This window comes from Rhodococcus sp. NPDC059969 (assembly GCF_042738325.1).
Taxonomy (GTDB): Bacteria; Actinomycetota; Actinomycetes; order Mycobacteriales; family Mycobacteriaceae; genus Rhodococcus_F.
This window is the reverse complement of the sequence record NZ_JBHWUF010000010.1, coordinates 95,687-113,433: the sequence shown is the minus strand read 5'-3', so window position 1 is coordinate 113,433 and position 17,747 is coordinate 95,687. Positions and strand designations below refer to the sequence as shown.

Here is a 17,747-nt window from a genome sequence, read left to right as displayed (position 1 = left end):
GATGGGAAAAGCGATTCAGGTGCGTACGGCACCGATGTTGTCGCGGTACCACGAGACTGTCGACGCGATACCCTCGCGTAATCCGATCGTCGGCCGCCACCCGAGTTCACGAATCATGCTCACGTCCAGAAGTTTCTGCATCGTTCCGTCCGGCTTCGAGGTGTCCCACCGCGTCTCTCCGGTGTATCCGACCTCCGCGGCGACTATCGAAGCGATCTCACGAACTGTGTGATCCTCGCCGGTTCCGACGTTGACATGCGATGCACCGTCGTAGTTTTCGAGCAGATGTAGACACGCCGACGCCAGATCGTCGACATGCAGGAATTCACGGCGCGGGTTGCCACTCCCCCAGTTGACAACCGACTGGACTGCGGACGACTGCGCCTCGTCGTAACGCCGAACGAGTGCGGGAAGTACGTGCGATCCGCGTGGCGAGAAATTGTCTCCCGGGCCGTACAGGTTGGTGGGCATAGCCGAGATCCAGGGGCGACCATGCTGCCGCCTGGCAGCTTGGACGTGGAGTATTCCCGCGATCTTTGCAATTGCGTAGGCGTCGTTGGTCGGCTCGAGATGACCGGTGAGGAGGTATTCCTCCTTGATCGGTTGCGGCGCCAATTTCGGGTAAATGCACGATGATCCGAGGAACAGGAGACGCTCGACGCCGTGCGCGAGGGCGGCGTCGAGCACGTTCACCTGGATGCGCAGATTCTCCGACAGGAAGTCGACGAGGAACGTGCTGTTCGCCGCAATCCCACCAACTTTTGCCGCTGCGAGGATCACATTGGTCGGCTTTTCGCGGGCGAAGAAATCGAAAACAGCTTCCCGGTCACGTAGATCGAGTTCGGCCGACGTCTTTCCGAGCAACCTGGAGAAGCCGACAGATTCCAGGTGTCGCCACACCGAAGAGCCGACCAAACCTCGGTGTCCAGCCACGTAGAACGGTGCGTCTCGATCGAGGGGTCGCGGCGCGAACGAATCACTCATCGCGTCGCCAACCAGTCGGGAAGTGCCGGAGTGTCGATCCACGGTCGCCCTTCGTGCTCGAGCGCTTCGACGTCTGCGTCGACCATGATCCGGGCCAGTTCGGGTGTGTGGACGCCGGCCTTCCAACCGAGCTTGCGCTCGGCATGACTCGGATCCCCGATCAGTGCGTCCACCTCGGTCGGCCGAAGATACCGTTCGTCGAATCGAACGTGGTTTTCCCAGTTCAGACCTGCATGTTCGAAAGCGACGGCGAGGAAGTCGCGCACCGAGTAGTTGCCACCGGTGGCGAGCACAAAATCCTCAGGCTCGTCGACCTGCAGCATGCGCCACATTCCCTCCACGTACTCCGGCGCGTATCCCCAGTCGCGAATCGCATCGAGATTGCCCATGTACAGGTGATCCTCGATACCCGCCTTGATACGTGCGACTGCGCGCGTGATCTTCCGCGTCACGAATGTCTCACCACGCCTGGGGGACTCGTGATTGAACAGAATTCCGTTCACGGCGAAGATCCCGTACGCCTCACGATAGTTCTTGGTGATCCAGTACGAGTACACCTTCGCCGCACCGTAGGGCGAGCGAGGGTAGAACGGTGTCTCCTCGTTCTGCGGTGGTGGTGTCGCACCGAACATCTCGGAGCTCGACGCCTGGTAGAACCGGCAGTCGAGTCCGGCCATCCGAACCGCTTCGAGTAGTCGGATCGACCCGACGCCGGTGGTGTTCCCGGTGTGTTCGGGTTCGTCGAAGCTCACTCTGACGTGAGACTGCGCAGCGAGGTTGTACACCTCGTCCGGCTTGATCTGCGCGAGCAGCGTCACCAGACGCGCTCCGTCACTGAGGTCACCGTAGTGAAGAAAGAGTCGAGCACCTGCATCGTGCGGGTCCACGTAGATGTGGTTGATCCTCGAAGTGTTGAACGTCGAAGATCTACGGATCAGTCCGTGAACCTCATAGCCTTTGGAGAGCAGCAACTCGGCGAGGTAAGAGCCGTCCTGCCCCGTGATTCCGGTAATCAGTGCGCGTTTCATCCTGCGTTCCTTCCGTTGCGGGACAGCCCGCCTGATGGTTGCGAATCCACGGTTGTGGTCCGTATTCCTCCGAATCGCTCGGCGGTCTTGATCTCGCTCATGTGCGTCCCCCCGAACGGCCGAAGACATTTCGTATGTCACGTGATGCCAGCCGGAGGAAAGTCGAGTTACCGAACAGGTAGCGTCGCCACAGACGTTTGGGTTCCGCCACAAGTCGATACAGCCACTCGAAACCCGAGTTCTGGACGAAAGTTGGTGCTTCGGAAACAGTTCCCGCCAGGAAATCGAAGGCGGCACCCACTCCGACGGCCACGTAGTCGGTTCGGTCTGCTATCGCCTTCGTGACAAAATCCTGCTTGGGTGCACCCAAACCGACCCACACGATGTCCGGCGACGACGGACCGACCTTCGTGATGATGTCGTCGACGAACTCCTTGCTGAACTCGGCAAACGGTGGCGCATAAGTGCCGGCCACCTTGATGCCCGGGTACAACTCCTCTACTCGATCTGTCAAGAGACTCAACGTCTCTTCTGTCGTGCCGACAAAATGGTGACGAAGGCCGTAGCGGCGTCCCTTGTCCAGCGTGGCCTCGAAGAACGACGGACCGCGAACTGGTCGCACACCAATCTGATCGGAAATGGCACCGCCACCTGTCAACCGCATGACCCAGCTGACCGGAGTTCCGTCTGCGAAGTTCACCCCTGGGCCTTTCAGCACTGCGGAGTAGTCGCGATCATTGTGTGCCGCCGACACGCAGTAGGAATTCGACAACCTCACGGAGACTCCGGTTCCCACCCCCTCCCGCCTCTCGTTGACTACCCAATCGGTAGCTCCCTCGAGATTGGTCGCGGCAAACGGAATACCACCCACCTCGATGACCTCGAACGGACTGCTCATCTGTCTCACCACTTTTCCGAGTTCGTTTGTTGACGTTCATTGCACTGGCCGTAACTGCGCGACAAGATCGATTCCAACCGGGATCGAGTCCAATCACGTTGCGGTTCAAAGAGAGAAAGCTCGGTCTCGACAATCGATCGAGCAATACGCGCGGGAAGCGTGGATGTCGGCGCAACCGGAATCGCCACGGCGTTCCGACCGGCCAGAGTCGGTACACCGCCGAGATCCAAACAGACCACCGGGAGGCCCACCGCGGCAGCTTCGGCGGCCACCCAACCGCCGGAATCGTGCATGCTCGGGAAGAGCAAGGCCGAGGAGGCCCCCATCTCCCTCATCACTTCCGATCTGTCGCGCCACCCGTGAAGCGTGATCTGACCGCGCCGGTAGGGCAGCGACTTCTCGATTCGCGCTCGCGCGGGCCCTTCCCCGACAAAGGTCATGGACCAATCGGTACCGAGATGCTCGAGCGCGTCGAGTATCAGGTCGATCCCCTTGTACTGCAACAGCCTTCCCACAAAGAGCAGTTTTCGTTTCGGTCTGGGTACCGGTTGAACTTCGATTCCGTCGTAGTCCAGAACGCAATTGGGCTGGACGACGACGTCGCAGGCTCGCGGGGCCCCGCGGCCGCTGTCGGAGTTCATCGCGATGAAGGTGTCGACGCGCCCGGACACGAAGATGTGGGTCAGTGCCCGTACGACTTTCGTCGAACAGGTGCGAACAGCCGTGGTGGTCAGGTATCGCATACCGACACTCCTGGCGAGTGACATCGGCGGGTAGGTGTTTCCGCCGGCAGGCCCCCACACGAGTCGTTTGCCACCGACTCCACCGAACAGCACCGGTGGGGGCAGCCAGTCGGAGGCGAACGTTGCGTGGTGCAGGACGTCGAAGTGTGCCGCTTCACGCCGAACGAACAGTGAAGTGTGCCAGAGCCATCGGAGGTATCGACCGTACGATCCGGCTTCTTCTGCGGTCATCGTCGCTATTCGCACGACTCGAACTTCGCAACCGAGTTGTTCACACGCGGATTCCAACGTGGGAGCCTCACCGGAGCGAGTCACCACCGTGATCGACTCACACAGTTCGGAAGCCGCCGAGAGAAGCGCCCAACCCGCCCCGGACTCACTCCCCTGATTCGGATCGCAGGCGTATGCCGTCATCAACAACCGTGTCATCGCGCTACCTCCAGCCTCTGTGCGCGCGGCAGCCGAGAACCGCGGTGGTCGAATTGCTGTGAGAACCACCCGATGTTGCGTGCACCGTGATCGAGAATGACGCGTTTGACACGCGGGCTGAACACGGCGACAGGTATCGCCACGGCCGCTGCGAGTACGAGAGCAGCTCGCTTGACGATCTGAACCGCCAAGTGCGGCGCGGTGAGTTGTCCCTGACAGAGCGCCAGGATCCGGCCGTTGTTGACGTATCGTGCGAAGAGCCAGGAATCCCGACGCCGATCCGCGTCGACGGGTTCGTACGCAATTGCCTCGTCGCACCACAGCAACCGGACACCGCCGGCGCACATCCGGAGTGTGAACTCGGTGTCCTCGCCGCCAGGTAGATCCCAATCGTCACTGAAGTTCAAGCCGTTCAAAGCCTTCAGGTCCAACAACAGGTTTCCAGCACCTGCCGACGCAACCGGAGTGCCGGTGGTGTGGCGAACACGGGCGTGCAATGGAAGTTCTGAAGTAGGCAGACCCACCGGAATCACAGGACCGGCCACGGCACCCGCGTCGAAAACTGCGGCGCAGGTGAGGAGATTCGACAGCCAGTCGACTTCGACATATTCGTCGTCGTCGACGAACACGATGTATCGACGTTCTCGCGCGTTGGCGAGATCGACGAGTGCACGTCGCGCTGCCGATACCCCGCCGAAGCCGAGATGCAGTCGCTCGATCCCGTCGACGACGTATGTCGGTGTGGTGGAATCAGGATCGTTGTCGCCTACCACGATCTCGGCCGCAACGCCGGCAGCCACGATCGACGCCCTGACGCTGTCAATGCAGTGCGCAAGTGCCGATTCGCGACGGTACGTCAAAATCGCGACCATGACGCCGCTCAGGTCCTTCATGAGAGACCAACCTTCGGCCGAGAAACGTCGTTCATCGAGACCAGGAGCACGACGCTCGCACTGACACCAGCCGATACCGCCAATGCTCCTGCGACATAGACGGCATCGTCGGACAATCCCGCTCCGAGAACGATCAGAAACTGCAGCGGCAGCAGCAATGCGCGAAATGTGTTGAGCGTTCCGGTCTTGTCCACGACTCGAATCGACGTTCCTACACCCAGAAGAATCCCGTTGAACGCCACTGCCAGTCCGCACAGCAGAATGACCGGCATCAAGTTCGGGAAATGCGGCCCGACCAGGTGATCCGTCAATCGAACTCCCGAGAGCCGAATCTCGAGCACGAGACAGATCAGCGAAACGCAGACGATCGAGACGAGGAAGATCCGCAATCCCACTCGGCGACCGAGTGCCATGCACTCGCTCGGGCTCATCGATTCGACACCACTTCCGAACTTGCGCATCAGGATCGGCGAGATACCTGCGAACATCAAGGACAGTGGACCGAGCAGTGTCTGGGCAGTTCTGATCTCACCGATCATCGAGATCGATGCCACCACGGTCAGTATCAAGAACATTGCCTGCTGCGCAGCTGATCCCATCAATATCTCGATCGCGAACGGCACGGATCTGTATCGGTGCGTGCGCGAGTACCTGATCGACGGCACCGGCGGCACCAGACGCATGGATGCGTGACCGAGAGCGAGCGCAACGAAGACACCGACCGTGTAGGTCACGAGAGCAAGTGTCAGATTCTCGACCAGGAAAGCTGCAATAAGTACGAACGAGAGTGTCACGATCTGTATCGACGCGGAGATCCAACTCGCACCATCGTGCATCAACATCGTGCGTATCACGTCGAAGATCACGAAACCAACTGCGGCCAAGGCATATACCGTGAGATTCATCGAGTCCGACCCGGCGATCAGGAACAGTGCCCACACCGATGTCACCGATACTGCCGCCAGCACGATCGTGGGGGCCAAAGCCGGCCGACGCTCGTCGGACCTCGCTCCTCGTGAGAGCCAGACGTCGACGCCGATCGCTCGCCCCAGCGCCAGTGCCAACAAACCCGCTGATTGAATGACGGCAACCTGGCCGACTTCGATCGGACCACCGAGTCGTGCCACCGAGGTGAGAACGACAAAAGTGAGGATGCTCGAAAGTCCCTGATCCGCCATGAATGTCACATGCCGCGTGCGATCGTTCACGAGCTCACCTCGTTGATGAGCTCACGCATCGACGTCGCCGCCTTGCGCGAGGTGAAGCGACTCGCGTAGTGACGATATGCGGATTTGCGTATCGCGGATCGGTCGTCCGCTTCGAGGATCCGTGCGAGTGCCTCGCGGATCGACGATTCTTCCAGGGAATGAAGGGGCGTTCCCCCCGGTCCGACGATGTCCGCGAGTGCACCGCTGGTTGCGTAGATGACGGGGGTACCCACCGACATCGATTCGATCGCGACGCGTCCGAAGGGCTCTGCCCATTGAGATGGCACCACGGACGCCGCACTGTGGCGGAGTATCTCGATCACATCTTCGTGTGACGTGAATCCGGCGATCGTGACGTTGTCGAGCGCTGCACTCAAGCTGGAGATCTCGCCATACTGCGGTCCGTCCCCGAGAACTGTGAGCGAGGGACTTCCGACGCCCTGCGGCCAGTTACGCACCAAGTCGAGGACGCCCTTCTCGGGTGTCAGTCGGCTGACACACACAACCGAATCGTTGCTCCGGAATTCGGGTTCATTTTCTTCGAATCCGAAGTTCGGACGAATCACGACGCGGTCGGATTCGATCAGTCGTCCCTCGACCAGACGTGCTGTCATCGCGCTCGTTGCGACGAACCTGTGTTGCTTCCACCCCAAGACGCTGAGCTTGACTGCCGCAGCGCTCAGGTAGCAGACAAGGCTTTGCAGTCGGCTGTTTCCGTAGCATCCGTTGCGGACACAACTCGTGAAGTAGTTGGTGGAACCGCATTCGGTGCACGTGCCATCGGCGCGCAACTTGGCCGAGGGTGTTACCAGGCGATAGTTCCGAACCGCCTGCAGCGTAGGAATTCCGGCGACTCTTGCGGCCACGAGCAACGAAGCCGAAAACGCCGGCCAGAGGTTGTTGACGTAAACGATGTCCGGACGCTCCGTGCGGATGATTCGCAACGCATCGACGAGTACCCGGGGGCTGAACACTGCCGCCGCGCCCGCCCACGGTCTCCGCGAGATCTTGGAGTTTTCGGTGGTGCACCGAACCGTCTCGTATCCGATCGATTCGAGGAGCCTGGACTCGTTTGCGAAGCTCTGTTCCTCACCACCCGGATTTCGATAGATCGCATGGAACATCAACGCTTTCGGTGCCGCCGATCGAACGTCGGGCATCGGGCTCACATCGGTCTCCGTGCGGGTTACATCGAATGACTTGTACATCTCACTCGCCTCCTCTTCGCGCCGAAACGGATTTGTTGGCGATGTTCTTGTCGGTACGGCCCCCACCGATAGACAGCTCGCCGCTGCGGGGACCGTGTGAACGGGGTGTGGAGGGTCCGTGCGGAGCCAGGAAGACCCACACGATCAACCACATAGCGCCGAAGAAGAGCGTCGACTCCGTCAAGTCCATCGAGAAGACGAGAACCATCAGCGCGGCGATGGCGATGTACTCGGTCCTGCTGTGAGCACGCGAGAGAGAAGTACTCAAAAGCAGGTAGTAGCCGGCCAACAGCAGCAGGAATCCGATCCAACCGATCTGCAGCCGTATGTCGAGCATTCCGTTGTGTGCACTGGTCGCCGAAAAAGACAGCTTGGACCGGATCAGCTGCCCCACTGCACTGTCCGGCGCCCACACCGAGCCGAAGCCCCATCCGAGCAGAGGCCGCTGTTCGGCGTAGTAGTTCGAAACGGTCCAGAGGTGAAGCCGTCCGGTCAACGTGACGTCTCGCGAGAGTAATTCTGCGACTTCGGGTCCGAGGACCTTCATCGCGCCGGACACCCCGAGATACAGGCCGATGATCACAGTCGAGGCGAGGTGGGCGTTCGGTGTCCGTCGAAAGCATTTCAGAGCAAGCACGGTCGCCAGCGCAATCCCTGCAGCGACGAGACTGGTCTGGCTCCGGGCTTCGAACAACACGATGCCGGCGACAGCCAGCGCCACCAACCACGGTATCCGCTTGACGCCGGGAAGCATGAGCATCACGGCAACGAGTACAACTTCGATCGCAGCCATTCGGCCCAAAGTGTTCTTGTGTGTGAAGATTCCGCGATACGTGACAGCGCGTGTGTCCACGTCGATGCCAGTCGAAGGATCGAGGAACACGACCAGCAGTGACAGCACGAGCAGTACCATCAAGGTGAGGGCAACGGTCCGTACTCGCACCGCGAACGTCAACTCACGGGCGACGATGATTCCCGTGATCGCCAGGCACACGATGACGATGCCGGCGACGGCGGAGTTCCGAGGCAACGTCGACCAGTACCAGCTGGTTGCCGGGACGACGGCCGCGACCAGAAGCGCGAAGACCGGCCAGGTCGTGTTGCGTGAGTATCGCCGATCGAGGAAGTAGACCAACGCCAGTGTCGCCGCGAGAGCGGCCGAACCGTGTACGAGCAACGATCCGAGCGCTGTCTTCTGCGTGTACGCCTGAAAGGCTCCGCTCGCGCCGATGACCGCGATCACCAGTGCCGTTCGCAAGATCAGCGGATTGTTCGGTTCCTTGTTCTCGCAAGGCGCCGGCGCCGCCTTCTTGTCAGTAGGCGCCATCACTTCCCACCACCGCCTTGAGCGTCTTCGCGACGATCATGACGTCACCCATCATCGACCAGTTGTCGACGTAGGAAAGATCAAGGCGGACAGTGTCTTCCCACGAAAGATCAGAACGCCCGCTGACCTGCCACAGGCCGGTGACACCGGGCTTGACCAGTAGCCGGCGACTGACCGCACCGTCGTACAACTCGACCTCACGCCGAAGGGGTGGCCGCGGTCCGACGACGCTCATCTCTCGCCGAAGAACATTGACGAACTGGGGCAACTCGTCGATCGAGTATCGACGCATGAATCGACCGACAGTCGTCACGCGCGGATCGTCTCGCATCTTGAAAAGCACTCCGGCGCCTTCGTTCTCCTTCATCAGTGCCGTGACCTGAGAATCCGCATTCTGGACCATCGAGCGGAACTTGAGCATGGGGAACGGCTGACCGTCCAACCCCATCCGCTCGGACTTGTACAGAACCGGACCCTTACTCGTGAGCTTGACGGCGATCGCTGCCGCCAAAAGCACCGGACTGATCACGGTGAGTACCAGCGTCGCGAAGACGATGTCGAAGGTCGTCTTCGTGAACTTCTGTGCGCCGTGATAGCGCGGACGCTCGACATGTATCAGCGGAAATCCAGAGACCGGGCGCATCGACAGCCTCGGCCCGGACACATCCAGAATCCCCGGCGCAACAACAAGGTCCACATGATCGCGCTCGAGATCCCAGGCCAGCTTTCGCAACCCTTCCGGCCCGAGTCGCTCCGACGCCGTCACTGCCACCGTGTCGGCGCCGACCTGTTCGAGCGCGTCGGTGACACTGTGCTCGTCTCCGAGCACCGGAATGTCGCGGCCGTTCACTGCGACAACTTCGCCGACGTCTCCTCCGTAGCCGGGTACACAGACTCCGACGACTCGGTATCCATGGGCATCGTCTCGCTCGAAGTTACGGGCAAGGTCGACAACCGCCCCTCGCACACCGACCACGAGTACCGCAGTTCGAAATTCACCTCGGGCTCGCTCGCGGGCAATCACTCGTCGCCAGATCCAACGACTTGCGATCAAGGCCGTCAATCCCACCGGAAACGCCACGGCAAGGTACAGGCGCGCGATCTCGAGGTGAAGGAGAAGGCTGGCGATCGCAATCAGTCCGAACAGCCGGAGCGTTCCGACAGCGATCAGTCGGTACTCTTCAGAGCCGCTTCCGATCACACGGGGAGATCTGGTGCGAAATACTCTCAGTACAGCCACCCACCCGATAATCAGGGCGAAAGACAGTGCGGTGTAGCTGAAATGGCCGAGCGCTTCGCCGTCGACGACATCAACGTCGCTACCGAAGCGCCACCATTGCGCCAGAAACACAACTGCCGCAACGATAATCGTGTCGGTAATCGCCAGACGACGAAGATACGCAGATTGCCATTTCCTGCGTGCGGATACTCCGCCAGCCCTCTTCGGAGCCTCTCGTCGATGTTGTTGTGGCCGTTCTTCCGTGGGCGCGGCAATCTCGAGAACCGTCATGTTTTCAGAAACCTTTCCCCATGCACAGAACTCGGCGCGAAGCTGTTCCCCGGTCGAGGTCCATCGGACCGCCTTGCCGAATCCCGATACTTCGACGGCGAAGCAACTGCTCCGCATTACTGCGTTCAGTGCGAATGGTCGCATTACGTGCGCCTTGTAGTTCAACCGGCGACCAAGGCCGGGCCTAGGCCCAACTGTCGAGTAAATGCGGCATTGCCGCAGCTCACACCCCATGATTGAAGCAGAGTCCATTAACGACCCAAACACGAGGCGATCGGCGATTTCTCGTCGCCCGCTGACGTCGCCAGCCCCGACATTGCCGCAACTTACATCTTGGCAATTACTTGGCTAGCTGGTCAGTACCAGTGAGGAGTTTGCCACATTCCGGACAGTGTGGCAATAGCACTTTCCTAACTTCTTCCAGTCGCCAGCATTGAGATCAGTTATCCAACCTCCAGGCAGGCAAGTGCGCGCATGCTTCACCATTGGCACTGCGTACCTGTAGTTTTCATTGCCGCGATCAATTGGACTCCACGTTTGGACGGAAACCCGCACGCGGTCGGTAAACGCTCTGCAAATCGAACCATCGCCAGTCCGGCCGCACGGCAATTCTGAACAATCGTCCGACACTTCGCCGCTGGGTCCCCGCCGCGATATGCGAAGACGAAATTCTCGACGAATTGGGTAGCCCCTCCCCCCGCTGGAGGTGTGGATGCCGCAAATATTTGCAGTACAACACTATTCGCATGAACAGATAGACCGACAGCCCGAAGCTACAAAGCGCGGAGGCTGCACCGGTGTAACACCGGTGCAGATAACTGAGCAACCACTGGCGTTGCGCCAGTAGTTTTCCGTCGATGGAATACGGCGACTTCGGCGATCAACTGGATTGCTGAGCACTATGGTTGTGCCTTGCCTGATCGGGGTCAAGGGCCGATCAGGCGACACTCCTTTGACTGGAAGGGCGCTCACCCCTTGGCGCCATTCTGCAGCGGGTGTGCCGTTCTGGTCCGAGTCGATTCGCAGGCTGTATCCGTTCCGGCGTAGTCGTAGTGCGACCGTCCACGTCCGCACTGCTACATCCGTTGTGATCGGTTCGTCGGCGCTCGTTGAGGTGGATATAGATCCAAGCCAACCCTTGGGCCGCGCGTGGCGGCTCTCGAATCAAACCTGAATGCGATCCGGCGAGAGATGTTCAAGCTCAACTCGGAGCTGAGTCAACAGGCTTCCAGATTCGAGGCGGACGACAGGCGGATCGAGAAGGCGTTCGAGGACACGTTTTGAGAAGGCGGCCTTTGAGGAGAGCAAACGTGCCGTCGTTGAGTTGAGGATTGCGGGAGTAGGTCTCGGTATCACTGCTTTTGGTGCGCTTTGTCAGGTGCCGCAAATATTCGTGGCTTAGCGCCAACCGAGGAGATCAGGTCCTCTGTATAGGTTCGTCGGTAGAGTCAACCTCACAAACCGACCGAGAATTTGACCTGTTCAGTCCAGTGGCGAATGCGATCTACGTCGCCAGCGCCGATCTCGGTCAGCAGGACGACGAACGCGTCGATGTTGCTTCGGATGTCAACAGGGATGACAAGGTCGAACTCGAGAGCACCTTGCAAAGCGAGATCGACAGCAAAGGCAGGGTCACCAATCTCGAGGACACTCTCGATATAGGTACGAGCCTCGACAGGCAAGCTGGGCACGATCGCAGCAGCGATGATGCCCGATTCGCGATCATATCTATCGGCCTGCTCCTGGTTCATCCCGTCACCGTATCGCTCGATCCGGTGACTGCTAACACCGCCGTCAGCACGCCTTTCGAAAGCAGAAGTGTGTGAATCTGCGAATTTTCGCAGTGCTGCCGGCCCCTGCGATCTGCTCCAACGCGGTCGCACTCACATGGTGGCCAGACGCAGACGAGTCCGCCCGCTCGGCGATCAGTGCAGTGATCGCGTCACGGGCGGACTCGCCAGAAAATGCTGCGTAGCTTCAGCGCACCGAGATCGCCGACTGCGGCTCTTTCACCTGGTCAACACTCGCCACAGGATCGGAGTCGTAGTAGTACTTGTACTCGTAAACCCCACGACCGTTCAGCGGGGTCATCGTTATGACAGTGCCGAGAATCGTCGCACCCACGCTGTGGAGGTTGCCCACCGCCCTGTTCAACTGTTCCCTCTTCGTCGAACCGTGACGAGCAATGACGAGTGCGCCGTCAGCCAGAGCAGACAGAACTGCAGCATCCGTAACCGGAAGCAACGGCGAGGCGTCGATGATGACGTAGTCGAACCTTCTGCGGAGATCGGCAAAAACTGCATGCGCAGTGTCAGTCCCCAGCAATTCGCTCGGGTTCGGAGGAATCGGACCCGAGGCAAGAACCGTCAGGTCTGCATTGCTCGTAACCTGAAGCACGTCGTCCAGATCTGCTTGCCCGGCCAGGACCGAACTGAGCCCGACGCTTCCGATCAGCCCGAGGTACTTCGACACACGCGGCTTACGAAGGTCACCTTCAACGAGACATACCTTCTTGCCCGCCTCGGCCAGCACGAGTGCGATGTTGACGGCGGTCGTGGTCTTACCCTCCGACGGAAGCGAACTCGTCACGACGATGACACTCGGGGGGCGATCCACTGCCAGGAACTGCAGATTGGTTCGTAGTTCACGGTATGCCTCGGCACTGGCGGAGTTGCCTTCGTGGAAGTTGATCGCTTGATGAACTTCACGTTCCTTGTCGAACGGAATTGTTCCCACCATCGCCGCACCAACGATGTCCTCGACGGTCTTTCGTTCCTTTACAGTGTTGTCCAAGCGGTCACGCACCACCGCTAACCCGATCCCCAGCAGAAGCCCGATCGCGGCACCCAGTGCCACGTTCCGCGACGTCTTCGGCGAGACCGGTTCCGCAGGAGTTTGTGCTCGCTGCTCCACAACGACGCGCGCCGGCGCCGTGCCACCGTTGGCGGGTGTACCTAAATCTTTGACCATGACGACAAATTCGTCCGACAGCGCATTTGCGATCTCGCGAGCCAGTTCAGGCGACGCATCTTGCACGCTCAAATCGAGAAGAACTGTCTCCGGTGCCGATGTGGCGGTCACCTTCGATGAAATCTCCGCAGCGGAAAGCCCGCCGAGCCGATCCGGCCCGACTGAATCGATCGTCCTCTGCGCGAGTGTCTCGCCGGTGAGGAGCTTGGCATAGGAAGTGACCAACTGCTGCGAGAGCTGGTTGCCCTGGTAAGCCTCGTTCACGGTTGTTCCGGTAGAGGTCGACACGAACAGGCGCGTGGAAGCCTGGTAGATCGGCGTGGCAATCAACGAGGCGCCCAATGCACCCAAGATCACGACTACAGTGACGACAGCGACTATCTTCCACCGTGCCTGCAGAATCTTCAGGTAGTCCCGTACATCCATCGTCGAATCTCCTTCGGCTCGAACACGAATCACGTCTTCGAGTAGTAATCGACAGCCGCTTGTCGAGCCGCTGCACTCAATCCAGGCTGAACGAGGCAGCCAATCTTCTATCGCACACACATAGTGTGATTTTGTGTCCGGAACGAGCAGGTTCGCGTTCCTATATGGCACGTCACGATGCAGCCGATACGTGAAGGCGTAGCGACGGGCTCGAGGTAGTGGACATCAGGGCCCTCTCCCACGTCTCCTGTACCAGCCTTGCTTGCCGAGACCGCATTGCGGCGACCCCAGCGCATGCATTCAGTCCGAGTTGGGAGCAAACACTACGAACAGCTGGGCTGAACTCTACTGTGTCATTAACCTTTTCACCACCGCAACAGCAATTCGGCGCAGCTGTGCAGCTACATTCGTTCTCGCCGTCCGAGCGAGGATCGCCCACGGCCACCGGACGGCGAGGACCAAAGTCCACGCAAGTGCATCCACGGACCACTAGGCCGAAAGCTACTGCACACCAGTAGAACAAGGCACTATTCCACACTGCGACACCATTGGCCGGACGCAACCGCCGTGCCGCGCCGCCACAGCGAATCCATCGACGGACCTTGGTCCCGAGCTTCGGCGAATCCACCCGAAGGCGGATTCGTTCCAGGCGCAGACCACTGACGGTTGCGACGATTTACGGCTGGTTTCAAAGATTTACGGCCTTCCGAGCCCTCGATAGGTCCACCCGGCGTCGCGCCAGGTGCTTGGTTCCAGGCAATTTCGCCCGTCAATGATCACCTTCTTGCGCACGATTGCTTCGAGGTCCGACGGCAGCAATTTTCGAAATTCGGTCCACTCGGTCAGGACCAGGACGACATCAGCGCCCGCGCACGCTTCGAGTGCGCTCGACGTATAGGTGAGAGTGGGGAACAAAGCCTTCGAGTTTCCCATTGCCTTCGGGTCGTAGACATTGACGGCAGCGCCTTGCAATTGAATCTGACCCGCGACGTTCAATGCCGGCGAGTCACGGACGTCGTCGGAATCAGGTTTGAACGCGGCACCGAGAACCGCCACACGGGCTCCGAGCAGCGAGCCACACGCTTCACGAGCCAGCTCGACCATCCGTGTACGACGGCGCATGTTGATATTGTCGACTTCACGCAAGAAGGTGAGTGCTTGATCTGCTCCCAGTTCACCCGCGCGTGCCATGAAAGCACGGATGTCCTTCGGTAAGCAGCCCCCACCGAAACCGATTCCCGCATTGAGGAATCGTCTGCCTATTCTCTCGTCGTGGCCGATAGCATCGGCAAGAACGGTGACATCCGCACCCGAGGCCTCACAGACCTCCGAGATCGCATTGATGAACGAGATCTTCGTCGCCAGAAAGGCATTGGCTGATGCTTTGACCAACTCCGAAGTGGCAAGGTCGGTGACAACGAAGGGAATACCTTCGTTCAAGAGCTGCTCGTACACTTCGCGCGCAACCGATTCTGCGCGTCCGGGTCGATTGCGGTCTACCCCTAGTACAAGCCGGTCCGGGTGAAGCGTGTCCTTCACCGCGTAGCCTTCCCGGAGGAATTCCGGGTTCCACGCCACCTCGACGTCTTGTCCTGCAGGCGCAAGCTCACGCGCCCGTGCACCTAATCGCTCGGCGGTACCCACTGGCACAGTCGATTTCCCGAAAATTACAGCCGGCCTGGTCAACAGAGGCGCGAGGGTCTCGATCACCGAATCGACAAAACGCATGTCGGCCGCGAACTCCCCCTTCTTCTGAGGCGTACCGACGCCGAGGAAATGGATGTCCGCGAACTCTGCGGCCTCCTCGTAGGAAGCCGTGAACCGAAGACGTCCCGCGGCTATGTTGCGGCGCAACACTTCCTCGAGCCCGGGCTCGTAGAAAGGAACCTCCCCAGCTTCGAGCATAGCGAGCTTGTTCGGATCGACATCGACCCCGAGAACCTCGTGACCCAACTCGGCCATGCATGCTGCGTGTGTCGCCCCGAGGTAGCCGGTGCCGAATACCGCAATACGAGAAGTCATAACGATGTCTGCCTGTCGAAGTCGGGTTTACGTCGAATAATGCTGTAGTACTTCATGTCCTGATCGAATCGACGTTCTGTCGATACCACTCCACGGTCGATGCGATCCCCTCACGCAAGTCGATCCTGGGCTGCCAACCCAAATCTCGAAGCTTCCCGATGTCGAGCAGCTTCCGCGGCGTTCCGTCAGGTTTCGTGCGGTCCCATTCGATCTCGCCGCCGAACCCGACCTCGTCCGCCACGATCGCGGAGATCTCCGCGATGCTCTGGTCCTCACCTGTACCCACGTTGACGTGCTCAACTCCGTCATAGTGGTCGAGCAGATGAAGACAGGCATCCGCCATGTCGTCGACATGGAGAAACTCACGCCGTGGGGTCCCGCTACCCCAGTTCACAACTGACGCCGCTCCCTCACGGCGCGCGTCGTCGAAGCGCCTGATGAGCGCCGGCAGCACATGAGAGCCCTTGGTAGAGAAGTTGTCACCAGGGCCGTAGAGATTGGTCGGCATCGCGGAAATCCACGGACGCCCGAACTGCTTGCGAACAGCCTGCACCTGCAGGATTCCGGCGATCTTTGCGATCGCATACGCATCGTTGGTCGGCTCCAAGTGACCGGTCAGCAGATACTCTTCGCGAATCGGTTGAGGAGCGAACTTCGGGTAGATGCAGGATGACCCGAGGAATAGCAGGCGCTCGACATCGAACTCGGCCGCCGCATCCATCACGTTCACCTGGATGCGAAGGTTGTCGGAGATGAAGTCCACCGGCAGTGTGCTGTTCGCCAAGATCCCGCCTACTCTGGCTGCCGCGAGAACCACGTTCTTCGGCCTCTCCTCGGCGAAGAATTCGAACACTGCACCGCGGTCGCGAAGATCGAGCTCGGCGGACGTGCGTCCGACAAGGCAGTTGAAACCATCGGCTTCCAACCGACGCCAAATCGCTGAACCTACGAGCCCACGATGGCCCGCGACGAACACACGCTCGCTCCGATCGAGCCGCTGCACGTTCTCCCCTGTCATCGAGCGTGCTCCCAATCCACCAGGTTCGGACGATCGATCCAAGGCTTGCCCTCACATGTCAACGCCTCGATGTCCGCGTCGACCATGATTCGAGCCAGTTCGGGGGTATGCACTGTCGCCTTCCAACCGAGCTTCTGCTCGGCCTTTCCAGCGTCCCCGATCAACGCATCGACTTCCGTCGGACGGAGATAGCGCTCATCGAAGCGCACGTGATCTTCCCAGTTCAGTCCTGCATGCTCGAAGGCCACCGTCAGGAAGTCCTTGACCGAATAGTTACCGCCAGTCGCGAGAACATAATCGTCCGGTTCGTCAGCCTGAAGCATCCTCCACATTCCCTCTACGTACTCCGGCGCATAACCCCAGTCACGAATTGCATCGAGATTGCCCATGTACAAGTTACTTTCAAGGCCCGCTTTGATTCGAGCGACTGCTCGCGTGATCTTGCGGGTCACGAACGTCTCACCACGGCGGGGGGATTCGTGGTTGAACAGAATCCCATTCACCGCGAAGATCCCGTATGCCTCACGATAGTTCTTCGTGATCCAATACGAATAGACCTTCGCAGCGCCGTAAGGCGACCGCGGATAGAAGGGGGTCTGCTCGTCTTGCGGAGGTGGTGTCGCACCGAACATCTCGGAACTGGACGCCTGGTAGAACCTGCATTCGAGTCCTGCCATTCGAACCGCTTCGAGCAACCTGATCGACCCGATTCCCGTCGTGTCGCCGGTATGTTCAGGCTCGTCGAAGCTCACCCGCACGTGGGACTGCGCCGCGAGGTTGTAGACCTCGTCCGGACGTATCTGTGCGAGAAGGGTGACCAAACGCGCCCCGTCGCTGAGATCTCCGTAATGAAGGAACAGCTTTGCATCGGGGGTGTGGGGATCTACATACATATGATCGATCCGAGCTGTATTGAACGTGGACGACCTACGAATAAGTCCGTGGACCTCGTATCCCTTGCTCAACAACAGCTCGGCCAGGTATGAACCGTCTTGGCCTGTAATTCCGGTAATCAGTGCGCGTTTCACTTGAAACCCCGTCCTCGAAGCAGATACTTGTCTGCGGATAGTCATCGGCCGAATT

General features: G+C 59.7%; 14 protein-coding genes. 1 reads left to right on the top strand and 13 read right to left on the bottom strand.

Features of this window, described 5'->3' with window-relative positions; translation table 11 throughout:
- Positions 1-15: 15 nt before the first annotated feature.
- The 9 genes from ACFWAD_RS23905 to ACFWAD_RS23865 all read right to left on the bottom strand — a co-directional run bounded on the left by ACFWAD_RS23905 (position 16) and on the right by ACFWAD_RS23865 (position 10,372).
- Positions 16-984 (bottom strand): GDP-L-fucose synthase family protein, encoded by a 969-nt coding sequence (locus tag ACFWAD_RS23905; protein WP_378548378.1) that lies wholly within the window; start codon positions 982-984, stop codon positions 16-18.
- A complete protein-coding gene (gmd, locus tag ACFWAD_RS23900; RefSeq protein ID WP_378548375.1) occupies positions 981-2,012 on the bottom strand; it encodes a GDP-mannose 4,6-dehydratase in 1,032 nt (343 codons plus the stop codon). The genes ACFWAD_RS23905 and gmd (ACFWAD_RS23900) overlap by 4 nt, the downstream gene beginning before the upstream one ends.
- 97 nt (positions 2,013-2,109) lie before the next feature.
- The gene (locus tag ACFWAD_RS23895; protein WP_378548372.1) at positions 2,110-2,910 is read right to left on the bottom strand and encodes a WecB/TagA/CpsF family glycosyltransferase; all 801 of its coding nucleotides are present in this window, start codon (positions 2,908-2,910) and stop codon (positions 2,110-2,112) included.
- Between the two features lie 5 nt (positions 2,911-2,915).
- On the bottom strand, positions 2,916-4,082 hold the full coding sequence (locus ACFWAD_RS23890) for a glycosyltransferase family 4 protein (RefSeq protein ID WP_378548369.1): 1,167 nt from the start codon (positions 4,080-4,082) through the stop codon (positions 2,916-2,918).
- The gene (locus tag ACFWAD_RS23885) at positions 4,079-4,975 is read right to left on the bottom strand and encodes a glycosyltransferase family 2 protein (RefSeq protein ID WP_378548366.1); all 897 of its coding nucleotides are present in this window, start codon (positions 4,973-4,975) and stop codon (positions 4,079-4,081) included. The genes ACFWAD_RS23890 and ACFWAD_RS23885 overlap by 4 nt, the downstream gene beginning before the upstream one ends.
- Positions 4,972-6,183 carry a hypothetical protein gene (locus ACFWAD_RS23880; RefSeq protein ID WP_378548363.1) on the bottom strand — a complete coding sequence of 404 codons (1,212 nt, stop codon included), beginning with the start codon at positions 6,181-6,183 and terminating at the stop codon, positions 4,972-4,974. The genes ACFWAD_RS23885 and ACFWAD_RS23880 overlap by 4 nt, the downstream gene beginning before the upstream one ends.
- On the bottom strand, positions 6,180-7,391 hold the full coding sequence (locus ACFWAD_RS23875) for a glycosyltransferase family 4 protein (RefSeq protein ID WP_378548360.1): 1,212 nt from the start codon (positions 7,389-7,391) through the stop codon (positions 6,180-6,182). Before ACFWAD_RS23875 ends, ACFWAD_RS23880 begins: the two co-directional genes overlap by 4 nt.
- Position 7,392: 1 nt before the next feature.
- Positions 7,393-8,718 carry an O-antigen ligase family protein gene (locus ACFWAD_RS23870; RefSeq protein ID WP_378548357.1) on the bottom strand — a complete coding sequence of 442 codons (1,326 nt, stop codon included), beginning with the start codon at positions 8,716-8,718 and terminating at the stop codon, positions 7,393-7,395.
- Positions 8,705-10,372 carry a sugar transferase gene (locus ACFWAD_RS23865; RefSeq protein WP_378548354.1) on the bottom strand — a complete coding sequence of 556 codons (1,668 nt, stop codon included), beginning with the start codon at positions 10,370-10,372 and terminating at the stop codon, positions 8,705-8,707. The genes ACFWAD_RS23870 and ACFWAD_RS23865 overlap by 14 nt, the downstream gene beginning before the upstream one ends.
- Before the next feature lie 1,346 nt (positions 10,373-11,718).
- Here ACFWAD_RS23865 and ACFWAD_RS23860 point away from each other — a divergent pair.
- Positions 11,719-12,054 carry a hypothetical protein gene (locus ACFWAD_RS23860; RefSeq protein ID WP_378548351.1) on the top strand — a complete coding sequence of 112 codons (336 nt, stop codon included), beginning with the start codon at positions 11,719-11,721 and terminating at the stop codon, positions 12,052-12,054.
- A 151-nt stretch (positions 12,055-12,205) separates the two neighbouring features.
- On the opposite strand, the gene ACFWAD_RS23855 is transcribed toward ACFWAD_RS23860, so the two are convergent.
- From ACFWAD_RS23855 to gmd (ACFWAD_RS23840), 4 genes are all read right to left on the bottom strand, one after another.
- A complete protein-coding gene (locus tag ACFWAD_RS23855) occupies positions 12,206-13,624 on the bottom strand; it encodes a polysaccharide biosynthesis tyrosine autokinase (protein ID WP_378548348.1) in 1,419 nt (472 codons plus the stop codon).
- Between the two features lie 696 nt (positions 13,625-14,320).
- A complete protein-coding gene (locus tag ACFWAD_RS23850) occupies positions 14,321-15,646 on the bottom strand; it encodes a UDP-glucose dehydrogenase family protein (protein ID WP_378535952.1) in 1,326 nt (441 codons plus the stop codon).
- Positions 15,647-15,698: 52 nt separating this feature from the next.
- A complete protein-coding gene (locus ACFWAD_RS23845; protein WP_378535950.1) occupies positions 15,699-16,664 on the bottom strand; it encodes a GDP-L-fucose synthase family protein in 966 nt (321 codons plus the stop codon).
- Complete coding sequence (gene gmd / locus ACFWAD_RS23840) at positions 16,661-17,692, bottom strand: GDP-mannose 4,6-dehydratase (protein WP_230816379.1); 1,032 nt, start codon at positions 17,690-17,692, stop codon at positions 16,661-16,663. The genes ACFWAD_RS23845 and gmd (ACFWAD_RS23840) overlap by 4 nt, the downstream gene beginning before the upstream one ends.
- Positions 17,693-17,747: the final 55 nt, after the last annotated feature.